The organism is Vibrio sp. 1078-1, assembly GCF_033340475.1.
In genome coordinates, this window is record NZ_JAWOWM010000004.1 from 429,170 (window position 1) to 440,703 (window position 11,534).

9 protein-coding genes are annotated in these 11,534 nt (G+C 46.7%); 1 reads left to right on the forward strand and 8 read right to left on the reverse strand.

What is annotated here, in order from left to right:
- Positions 1-110 precede the first annotated feature (110 nt).
- Positions 111-890 carry a TSUP family transporter gene (locus R7190_RS11880; protein WP_017821480.1) on the forward strand — a complete coding sequence of 260 codons (780 nt, stop codon included), beginning with the start codon at positions 111-113 and terminating at the stop codon, positions 888-890.
- Here R7190_RS11880 and R7190_RS11885 read toward each other — a convergent pair.
- From R7190_RS11885 to gltB, 8 genes are all read right to left on the reverse strand, one after another.
- Positions 832-1,686: a LysR family transcriptional regulator gene (locus R7190_RS11885; RefSeq protein WP_132936758.1), complete on the reverse strand. Its 855-nt coding sequence runs from the start codon at positions 1,684-1,686 to the stop codon at positions 832-834. The two genes, R7190_RS11880 and R7190_RS11885, sit on opposite strands and share 59 nt — an antisense overlap.
- Before the next feature lie 128 nt (positions 1,687-1,814).
- Positions 1,815-2,435 carry a TRIC cation channel family protein gene (locus R7190_RS11890; RefSeq protein WP_005387377.1) on the reverse strand — a complete coding sequence of 207 codons (621 nt, stop codon included), beginning with the start codon at positions 2,433-2,435 and terminating at the stop codon, positions 1,815-1,817.
- A gap of 69 nt (positions 2,436-2,504) precedes the next feature.
- Entirely contained in the window at positions 2,505-3,326 is an 822-nt protein-coding gene (gene btuF / locus R7190_RS11895; RefSeq protein ID WP_017633625.1) for a vitamin B12 ABC transporter substrate-binding protein BtuF, read from the reverse strand.
- The gene (locus R7190_RS11900; protein ID WP_054578510.1) at positions 3,326-4,279 is read right to left on the reverse strand and encodes a cobalamin biosynthesis family protein; all 954 of its coding nucleotides are present in this window, start codon (positions 4,277-4,279) and stop codon (positions 3,326-3,328) included. The genes btuF and R7190_RS11900 overlap by 1 nt, the downstream gene beginning before the upstream one ends.
- A gap of 11 nt (positions 4,280-4,290) precedes the next feature.
- Positions 4,291-4,986: a 5'-methylthioadenosine/S-adenosylhomocysteine nucleosidase gene (mtnN, locus tag R7190_RS11905; protein WP_186584464.1), complete on the reverse strand. Its 696-nt coding sequence runs from the start codon at positions 4,984-4,986 to the stop codon at positions 4,291-4,293.
- Between the two features lie 63 nt (positions 4,987-5,049).
- Positions 5,050-5,478, reverse strand: coding sequence for a DUF1499 domain-containing protein (locus R7190_RS11910; RefSeq protein WP_132936759.1), 429 nt, complete (start codon positions 5,476-5,478; stop codon positions 5,050-5,052).
- Between the two features lie 91 nt (positions 5,479-5,569).
- Positions 5,570-6,982: an FAD-dependent oxidoreductase gene (locus R7190_RS11915; protein ID WP_005381833.1), complete on the reverse strand. Its 1,413-nt coding sequence runs from the start codon at positions 6,980-6,982 to the stop codon at positions 5,570-5,572.
- A gap of 20 nt (positions 6,983-7,002) precedes the next feature.
- Positions 7,003-11,466: a glutamate synthase large subunit gene (gene gltB, locus R7190_RS11920; RefSeq protein ID WP_186584463.1), complete on the reverse strand. Its 4,464-nt coding sequence runs from the start codon at positions 11,464-11,466 to the stop codon at positions 7,003-7,005.
- Positions 11,467-11,534: the final 68 nt, after the last annotated feature.

The following is an 11,534-nucleotide window of genomic DNA, read 5'->3' on the forward strand; positions in this document are numbered from 1 at the left end:
TTAACTGATGAAAATTAGGAATAGATTGGTGTCTTGACTTTCCATTGGTAGTTTTGTGAATAAGTGCTACCGTTTCTTCCTCTTTGATACCTCTTCAAAAAGGAAGTGTAGTGGAAATCACGGTTGAAATTTTGTTGGCCTTATTTTTGGTTGCGACTGCCGCAGGCTTTATTGATGCGATGGCTGGTGGGGGAGGGCTCATTACGCTCCCTGCGCTTTTGGCTGCGGGGTTGAGTCCGACTCAAGCTCTAGCGACCAATAAGTTACAAAGTTCGTTTGGCAGTTTCTCTGCTAGCTGGTATTTCGTGCGTAACGGTATTGTTAGCTTAAAGGAAATGCGTTTTGCGATACTCTGCACTTTTATAGGCGCTGCAATCGGTGCCGAGGCTGTGCAGTTTATTGATGCTAGCGTACTCACCAGTTTGATCCCTGTTCTTTTGATAGCCATTTCCCTCTATTTTTTACTCGCGCCAAGTACGCGAAAAATCGATGGAGAACCAAAGTTATCTGAAGCGATGTTTGCGCTATGCATTGGTGGCGGGATCGGTTTCTATGATGGCTTTTTTGGCCCTGGGACTGGATCTATTTTTACTGTTTGTTTTGTTGCACTAGGTCACTTTTCTTTGGTCGAAGCCACAGCTAGAACCAAAATCCTCAATTTCACGTCAAACATTGCGGCACTACTCTTTTTTATCTTAGCTGGGTTGCCAGTGTGGAAGCTTGGCTTAACTATGGCTGTTGGCGGTTTTCTTGGTGCTCAGTTAGGGGCGAAGGTCGTGGTAAGTAAAGGGCAAAAATGGATTCGTCCTCTAGTTATAGTGATGTCGATGCTTATGGCAACGAAACTTCTTTGGCAACAACATCAGCAATGGATTCTGTCAGTGCTTTAACTCGCTCGCTACGATATGTGCTGTGACGTAAGCAGATATGTATTGGTCGAACTAACTGATCTAGCTCTTCAAAGTCATAGCAGAACTTAGGTGTGATATTAAGTATCGTTAGGATAGATTTAGGGATTAAAGCGGGAGCCATACCTCCCAAAGCCAGTTGTGCTGCCGCAGTATACGAATCCATTTCCATCAAAGGTTCGATTCCGTGTTTGGATAAAATAGCTTGTTGATATGTGTTGGCAGGGTTAGTTAGGTCATTGGTCAAAATAGCTTTAGGTAGTTGTGAAAGTGAATGTCGACTGACAATTGAGAAAGGTTCATCGGCGAGGTGAAGGCTCATTAATCCATGGTGAGGCGGTAAATAACCAGCACAGAATCCCAGTGTCGCTTTACCTGATTTCACATTCTCAATAATGCGTGGCGTATGATTGGTCGATATTCGTATGTACTGATCATGGGCAAAGTGTTCTGCCATGATCATGCTGAGGTATCCCGCCACTAAGGTTTCAGAGCAGTCCATTTTGATTAAAGAAGTGTCTTCTATTTGTTGTTGATCGTAGATTTTTCCTCTTAACTCATTGAACGTGGGTTCTATTGTGTTTATGAGGGCAAGGCCATCGGAGGTCAGCTTTATGTGCCGACCATTTGGCTCTATTAATTTTTTTCCTAACTTCTTCTCTAGATTTGAAATACGTTTACTCACGGCAGATTGACTAATATAGAGTTGACTGCCCGTGCGGCTCATGGTTTTTTCTTTACTGAGGACAAGTAACGTTTCAATACCTTCAAGCAACATAATGATTAATGAAAGTTAGGAATGGTTGAGATAATTTAGCGAATTGCCCAAGAATTGGCGAATCAAATGAGCATAAATGAGAGGAGCCGACACTTGGTCGACTCCATGATGAGTGATGTTGTTGGTGTTTAACGGTTAATGGCGAAAGTTGGCAGGGATAGATGCCAACGAATCGCACCGAGACGTATAATGAGCGTTGAGATTACACCAGCGAGTAAAGCCGTTGAGTGGTCATAACCCATGTTTACCGCCATCGTATGGAAGATGCCGCCAATAATACATGCCGTAGCATAGACTTCACTTCTTAATACCATAGGAACTTCGCGAGCCAGCACGTCTCGTATAATGCCACCGCCACAGCCAGTAATAACCCCCATTATCACCGCGACCATCCCAGAAGCATTGTAGGCGAGTGCCTTTTCTACTCCTATTCCTACAAATACAGCGAGACCGATGGCATCACAAACGGGTAATACCCACCATGAGAGTCGCTTGGGTCTTCGAATAACAAGCATGGTTAGTAGACACGTAACAAATATCACCCATAAGTAAGTCGTATCTGTTATCCAAAATACGGGAGTGGCACCAAGCGCCATGTCTCGGATTGTTCCGCCACCTATAGCAGTCACACTGCCGAGCACGATAACGCCGAATGGATCCATTTTTAAACGGCCCGCCAGTAATACGCCAGAGATAGCGAAAACAGCGGTACCGAACAAATCGATCATATAAAGCAGCATGGAGTCCATGTTACTTAGTACCTTTAAATAGTGTGAGAAAAAATGGGCGGAAATTGTACGGTATTTGCCACGAAATCGTTAGCGTTTTTGACGAACGCTTTTAAAGTGCTCACACACTTCCTTGATCGCGTTCAATGTGCGTGGTGTGGGACGGTTAATCCAATCAGAGTTTAGGGACCAGATGTGTTTGTTTTTAAGAGCAAGAAGCTCATTACTCCACTCAGCCCACATACCATCGTTACTCATTGCGTGACGAGAAGTAAAAATAACCTCTGGCTGGCGAGTAATGACTTGCTCGATGCTAACTTGAGGATAAGGCGCGCTAGATGCGGCGAAAATGTTCTCACCACCGCAAAAAGTAAAGACTTCACTTGGCCAGTTCTTTCCGGCGACAGTGATGATAGGCTTTTCACTCAACTGATAAAAGTAACTAACTTTCTCGTTCGTGTTGTACTGTTCTTTTAGTGTACTCAGCTGCGTTCTAAAATCTTCAGCGGCCTTTTTTCCTACTTGTGGAGTTTCGCTGTATTGGCTGAGTTGCTCGATATTATTGGCGATATCTTCTAATGAACCTGTAGTGGAGTAATAGATAGGAATACCGAACTGTTTAATTTTCTCCAACTCTTTAGCGGGGTTTCCGGCTGGCCAAGCAATCACTAAGTCCGGCTGAAGAGCAATAATGCGCTCTAATTTAATTCCTTGATAATTTGAGACTCTTTCTAGCTGCTTTGCCTGTTCTGGATAATCGCTCATTTCGCTGACAGCAACAAGCTGCTCTCCTAGCCCTGCTGCAAAGGCAATTTCGGTGGCATGTGGAGCTAAACTTATAATGCGTTGAGCGGGTTGAGCGAAGGTCGCTGTCGAAACAAATAGCGTTAATGCGAAGCATAATTTATTCATCATAATCCTTGATAAATTATTCCTAAAAGCAAACTTTGGATTGCGACCCAAGCCAGGACGCGCCAAACGAGCAGCGTATGTATTTGTGAAAGGTGAATAGCCGATGGCGCAATGCGCCCACCGATTTTTGCGCGCTCTGCACGCACACCTTGATAGATAGCAGGGCCGCATAAAGACAGTTGTAGTTTGTGTCCGATAGTACATAACACCCAACTAGGTCCTGGTAAGGGCCAAGACTTCGCTTGCTGTTGTATTCCAGAGAGCACATTACTTGTATTCTTTCCGGCAGCTAAAAGTATGGCAAAGAGACGAAGTGGAATAATATCCAGAGTAGCAACCAATTGAATCACAGGTTTACCAAAGGGCAAATATTGGCGTCGGCTAGGGGACCACACTCGCGCTAATTCTGTTGTGAGTCGATACATTAACGCACCAATACCACCTGTTAGTGCGTACCAAAATAGCACACCGATCACGTTGCGGCTGTATGCCATAATCAGGGTTTCTGAGCCAGCTTTACCTATGCCAACGATCGAGAGGCTACCAGTATCGCGATTAAGATATGGTCTCAGTAATGCTCGACACTGAGCTTTGTCTTCCGAAGAGATACTTGTGACGAGCTGTTTCGTTAACGTTTCGCTGTTGCGCCAGTCTAGCGCAAGGATCAATAGAACCAGTTCATATAAACGGATTTGCCAAACAAATGGCTTTACTGCAATCAGTAATATCAAGCAAGGAAACAGCATCAAGCCTAGTGCAAGACTGCCTGAGATTACACTCTGTGAGTAATTGTGATTATTGTTCACTTTGTTAGCTAGCTGCTCTGCTAGCTTTCGCCATAAAGTGATGGGGTGCGCTGAATGGGGGATTGGCACTAAAAGGTGCAAGATCAGTGCACCCCACATAATGAGGAGCGCACCGTTGGCATAAAATGACTGAAAAACTTCTTCCATGAATGAGTCGTTTACTTAATGAGTTCCAGCATTTTGAATACCATTTCGGAAGAGCTTTTTGCTGCTAGAGGCAGGAACTCATCAAAGCTCATTGGTGATTCTTTATCAGCGACATCAGAGATTGCACGCACAACAACAAACGGAGTGTTGAATTGATGACAAGTTTGAGCGATAGCAGATGCTTCCATTTCTACAGCGATAACTGACGGGAAGTGTTTACGAATAAACTCTTGACGCTCAGCAGTACAAACAAACGCATCGCCAGTACAAATTAGGCCGCGAACCGCATGAGTGTTTTCCATTTGTGCTAGGGCTTTTTCGGCTAAGTCCATTAGCTTGTCATCCGCTTTGAATGCAGCTGGTTGACCGGCCATTTGGCCAATCTCATAACCAAAAGCGGTTACGTCTGCATCGTGATGACGAACTTCTGTAGAGATAACTACATCGCCAAGGTTTAAGCTTGAATCGAAACCGCCAGCAGAGCCTGTGTTAATCACAACGTCTGGTTGGTATTCATCAAGAAGGATTGTCGTGCCCACTGCCGCTGCAACTTTACCGATGCCCGATTGTAGTACGACGACTTCAACATCGTTAATTTGACCAGAGAAAAACGTACAACCTGCTTTATTTACAGTTTTGTAGTTTGTAATTGCTTGCTTCAGGATGGTCACTTCTTGTTCCATCGCACCGATGATACCAACTTTCATAACACTCTCTTTAGGTAAATATTTTAGTTGGCCGAGAGTATAGCACTCCCCGTTGGCAGTTTTCTATTTGATGAGCTTAGCTTGAGTGAGCTTTTCTCGTAATTGATCGGCGCGCTTTCTGTTTACGCCAAAGTCAGAGTAGCCCACACGAGACTCCGAGCGCACAATCAGTTGGTCTCCTGCTATTTTTAGTTCGAGGTCATCCACGAAGCGCATGATTTTAGATGTGCACTCGATACGAAGGTAGTTGCTTTCTTTCACCGCGGTTTTCGCGCCTGGCAGTTCAAGCGCAACTTGCTCAATAGCGTCGATGTTCGCTGAATCAACTAAGATAAATGTCGTTAGGTTGTATTTTTCTCGCGTGTCTTGGGTGGAGACGCAGTTTGGTTTGTCACCACAAGGTGATTGAGAACGATCCATCATGGTTGTGACTCCTTGGCTACAAGCGGTTAAGCCGAGCAAAGTAATGGAAAGGAGAGCGGCTTTTTTCATTGTATTTACTCTTATAATTTTGTTTCTAATTATATGGATATAAAAGAAAAAGGATCCAATAACAGGACCCTTTTTGTGAGGTTAGCTGAGATTAAACTTCGAGGTAATCGAGGATGCCTTCTGCCGCTTTTCGTCCTTCATCAATTGCGGTTACGACAAGATCAGAACCTCGTACCGCATCGCCACCCGCGAAGATCTTTTCATTGCTGGTCTGGAATTGGAACTCTTGCTTCGCTGGGGCTTTGATACGACCCCATTGATCCAAATCGACATCAAACGGTGCTAACCAGTCCATTTTGTGCGGCTGGAAACCAAACGCCATGATAACAACGTCTGCTGGTAGAACGTGCTCGCTGCCTTCAACGGGCTCTGGACGTCGGCGACCCGCTTCATCAGGTTCACCAAGTGCGGTTTTCACCACTTTGACCCCCGAGACTTTGCCTGACGCATCCACTTCAACTCCCAAAGGCTGAAGGTTGAACATGAACTTCACGCCTTCTTCCTTTGCGTTTTTTACCTCGCGACGAGAGCCCGGCATGTTGGCCTCATCACGACGATAAGCACAAACCACGTTGGAGGCACCTTGGCGAATTGAGGTACGAACGCAGTCCATTGCGGTATCACCACCACCCAGTACGACGACTTTCTTTCCTGCCATATCGATAAAGGGCTGGTTACTCTCAAGATCCATGACTTTGTAGGTGTTCGAAACTAAAAATGGCAGCGCGTCATACACACCCGGCGCATCTTCATTATCTAGACCTGCACGCATGTATTTATAGGTGCCAACGCCCAAGAAAACAGCATCGTATTCATCAAGCAGCTCTTGCATTTGGACATCTTTGCCTACTTCCATGTTCATGCGGAACTCGACGCCCATTTCAGTGAACACACGGCGGCGGTTTTCCATCACGCCTTTTTCAAGCTTGAAGGAAGGAATACCGAAGGTCAGAAGGCCTCCAATTTCAGGGTAGCGGTCAAACACGACTGGCTTAACGCCATTGCGCACTAGGATATCCGCGGCAGCCAAGCCAGCTGGGCCAGCTCCAATGATTGCAACCTTTTTATCGGTCCACTCCACCTTGGACATATCTGGCTTCCAGCCCATTTCAAACGCTTTGTCGGTAATGTACTTTTCTATATTACCGATGGTGACGGCACCAAAGTCATCATTAAGCGTGCATGAACCTTCACATAGGCGGTCTTGAGGACAAACGCGCCCACATACTTCCGGTAGGCTATTGGTTTGATGCGATAGTTCAACCGCTTCAAGAATACGGCCTTCATTGGCAAGTTTTAACCATTGAGGGATGTAGTTGTGGACTGGGCATTTCCATTCACAATATGGGTTGCCACAATCTAAGCAGCGATCCGCTTGTGCAGTCGCCTGTTGTTTAGTGAACGGTTCATAGATTTCAACGAACTCGATCTTACGAACTTTGATAGGCTTTTTCGCAGGATCTACACGCTGCACATCGATAAATTGATAAACGTTCTGGCTCATGATTCAAACATCCTCCATGATTACTGTGCTTGAACACGCAGCTCTGCGGCACTGCGGCTCTGGTGACCAAGTAGCGTGCGAAGATCTGCCGCTTGTGGTTTCACCAAATAGAACTTTGGAATCCATTCATCAAAGTTCGCCAAAATATTTTCTGCATGACTCGACCCTGTTTCTTCAAGGTGTTCCGCAATTAGGCCACGCAAATGTTCTTGGTGGATGTAAAGATCGGACAATGAGATGGCTTCGACAGACTCAGTATTAACTCGACCTTCAAAGCTTTGGTTCTCATCCAGAACATAGGCAAAGCCTCCAGTCATACCCGCGCCAAAGTTCACACCTGTCGCACCAAGAATGGCAACAATACCGCCAGTCATGTACTCACAAGCGTTATCGCCAGCACCTTCAATGACGGCTAACGTACCTGAGTTTCGTACGCCGAAACGCTCACCTGCTTTACCGGCTGCAAATAGTTTACCGCCGGTCGCGCCGTACAGGCAGGTGTTACCAATGATAGTTGCTTCATTGCATTTAAATGCGGTGCCAAGGTGAGGTTTGATAACCACTTTACCACCCGCCATGCCTTTGCCCACGTAGTCGTTCGCATCGCCCGTGAGGTAAAGCTCTACACCACCTGCGTTCCAAACACCAAAGGACTGACCTGCGGTGCCGTCAAGATAGATTTTGATAGGGGAAGCCGCCAATCCTTGGTTGCCATAGCGTTTTGCTATTTCGCCAGATAAGCGTGCACCAACAGAACGATCAGTGTTGATGACATTGTAGAAGAAACTTGCCGATTGACCGTTTTCGACCGCATGCATGGCATCATCAATGATCTTTTGGTTGAGCTCAGCTTTATCAAACGGTTTGTTTGGCTCTGTCCAAAATAGCGGATGACCCTCAGGTGATACTGGAGCTTCTAGAATATTGGATAGATCCAGCTTGGTCTGTTTCGCTGTAAATCCCTCTACCGCCTCAAGTAAATCGGTACGACCAATCAAGTCCGTCAGCTTTTCAACGCCAAGTTCGGCGAGTAATCCGCGCACTTCGTCTGCCAAGCCGATGAAGTAATTCATCACCATTTCTGGTAGACCTTTGAAGTATTCTTTACGCAGTGTCTCGTCTTGAGTCGCAACCCCAGTTGCACAGTTGTTGAGGTGACAAATTCGTAGGAACTTACAACCCATAGCGACCATTGGCGCAGTACCAAAACCGAAGCTTTCTGCACCTAAAATTGCGGCTTTAACTACGTCTAAACCAGTCTTTAGACCACCGTCTACCTGTAAGCGGATCTTATGACGCAGACCATTAGCAACCAGAGCTTGTTGTGTCTCTGCCAACCCCAACTCCCAAGGGCTACCAGCGTATTTTACCGAAGTTAATGGGCTTGCTGCGGTACCACCGTCGTAACCCGAAATGGTAATAAGATCAGCGTAAGCCTTGGCTACGCCCGTTGCGATGGTGCCGACACCTGGCTCGGAGACGAGTTTTACCGAAACCAGCGCATTTGGGTTGACTTGTTTAAGGTCGAAGATCAGCTGGGCCAAATCTTCAATCGAATAGATATCGTGGTGCGGAGGAGGGGAGATCAGAGTCACGCCTTGTACCGAATAACGCAGTTTTGCGATTTCTGCGGTGACTTTGTGTCCTGGTAGCTGTCCACCTTCACCCGGTTTCGCACCTTGTGCCACCTTGATTTGCAGTACATCCGCATTAGTCAGGTAATGAGGCGTTACACCAAATCGGCCAGAAGCAATCTGTTTGATACGTGAGTTACGCTCAGTACCGAAGCGGCGAGGATCTTCACCGCCTTCACCCGAGTTAGAGTAACCACCAAGACGGTTCATCGCCGTTGCAAGTGCTTCATGCGCTTCTGGGCTAAGTGCGCCAATGGACATTGCCGCAGAGTCAAAGCGTTTGAACAGTTCAGTGCGTGGTTCTATTTGCTCAAGTGGCAGCGGTGAGTCTGATTTTTTCAGCGACATTAAGTCACGCAGCATGGCAACAGGGCGTTGATTTACCTGCTTAGCAAAGCTCTGATAGTCGTTACTTTCGCCAGATTTAACGGCCTGTTGCAGCGTGCCGACAACATCCGGGTTGTACGCATGATACTCACCTCCATGGACGTACTTTAACAAGCCGCCATGATCAATCGATTTGCGTTTCGCCCATGCTTTACGAGATAAGTTTGTAAGATCTTGCTGGAAGTCGTCAAAATTCGCGCCTTCAATTCGAGTTGTGACGCCTTTAAAACACAGATCGACCACATCTTGGCTCAAGCCAACTGCTTCAAACAGTTGTGAGCAGCGGTAAGAGGCGATGGTTGAGATCCCCATTTTCGACATGATCTTGTACAGGCCTTTGTTGATGCCGTATTGGTAGTTTTGCATCACATCGCGGTAGTCTTTCTCTAGTGCTTTATCATCAATCAGTTTACCTAACGCTTCATAAGCAAGGTATGGGTAAACCGCAGTAGCACCAAAGCCAAGCAAGACAGCAAATTGGTGTGGGTCACGAGCTGTTGCGGTCTCAACAACAATGTTGGCATCACAACGTAAGTTGGCATCGATCAAGCGAGTTTGAACCGCACCGACCGCCATTGCTGCAGGAATTGGCAGCTTGCCTTTGACTAAAGCGCGATCTGAAAGCACGACTAGAACCGTGCCTTCACGCACCACTTGTTCTGCTTGCTCACACAGATCATCAATGGCTTGTTTGAGATCTTTCTGTTGTGGATCGTAGTTGATATCGAGAATGGTATTACGGTAATGATCGTCACTCAGCTCTAGTAGTTGCTGCATGTCTGAATAGAGCAGTACTGGAGAATCAAAGGTTACACGATGCGCGTGGCCATCGGTTTCACAGAAGACGTTCATCTCCTGGCCGATGCTGGTCGCCAGCGACATGACGTGTTTCTCACGCAGCGGATCGATTGGTGGGTTGGTGACCTGAGCAAACTTCTGACGGAAGTAGTCAGTCACCAAGCGCTCTTTCGAAGAAAGAACCGCCATCGGGGTGTCATCACCCATCGAACCGACGGCTTCTTGCCCCATATCACCGAGGACACGCAATACTTGATCGACTTCTTCATTGCTCATGGCAAACTGCTTTTGATAAGTCTTAAGCAAGTCTTCATCAAAGCTACGCTCACCTACTTGATCTTCAGGCAGCTGAGAGAACGGCGTTAGTTTGCGAACGTTGCTCTCCATCCATTCGCGATAAGGGTGACGAGATTTCAGATCATTATCGATCTCGCTAGATTGCCAAAGCTTACCTTTACGAGTGTCGATGACGAGCAATTCCCCCGGACCTACACGACCTTTTTTGGCAACTTCATCTGGGGCGTAATTCCAAATCCCTACCTCAGATGCCAGAGTGATCAGCTTGTCTTTGGTAATTACATAACGCGCAGGACGTAGACCGTTTCGGTCTAGGTTACAAGCAGCATAACGACCATCGGACAGTACGATACCTGCTGGGCCATCCCATGGTTCCATGTGTTTGGAGTTGAAATCGTAAAACGCACGCAAATCCGGATCCATATCCGGGTGGTTTTGCCATGCTGGCGGTACGAGCATACGCATGGCACGGAAGATATCCATGCCGCCAGCTAAGAAGAGATCTAGCATATTATCTAAGCTAGACGAGTCTGAGCCTGTCTCGTTCACAAACGGTGCTGCAGTTTGTAGGTCAGGCAGCAGTGGTGACGAGAACTTATAAGCACGAGCGCGTGCCCATTGTCGGTTACCTTCAATGGTATTGATCTCACCATTATGAGCAAGGTAGCGGAACGGTTGAGCTAATGGCCAACGCGGTTGAGTGTTGGTAGAAAAACGCTGGTGGAACAGACAGATAGCAGATTCCATACGTAGATCGGCAAGATCAAGATAAAAGCGCGGTAAGTCTGCAGGCATGCATAGGCCTTTGTACACCAAAACTTGAGTCGACAAGCTACAGATGTAGAAATCCGGATCTTCGGTGATTTGTTTCTCGATGCGACGGCGTGCGATGTAGAGACGACGTTCAATGTCACGCTCGCGCCAACCTGCCGGTGCAGAGATAAAGACTTGCTGAATATTTGGAAGCGAGTTGGCCGCAATTGGACCGAGTACTTCTGAATTAGTTGGTACTTCACGCCAACCAGCCACAGTTAGCGTCTCTTGCGCCAGTTCTTTGTTGACGATGTCTTTAGCGAGTTGAGCTTTGACTGGATCTTGGTTGAAGAAAATCATCCCTACGGCGTATTGCTTGCCAAGGTTGAAATCATTTTCTTCGGCAATAAGACGTAAATAGGAATCGGGCTTTTGTAATAGAAGACCACAACCATCACCAGTTTTACCATCGGCGGCGATACCACCACGGTGAGTCATGCGGTCAAGTGCAGAAATTGCTGTACGTACCAGCTTGTGGCTTTGTTCGCCTTCCATATGCGCGATCAAGCCAAATCCACAGTTGTCTTTCTCAAGACTTGGATCATAAAGAGCCATTGCAATTCTCCCTTTGCTTATCCGTCATCCCGACAGATATATCAACACTGCTTACGTTGATATTGATG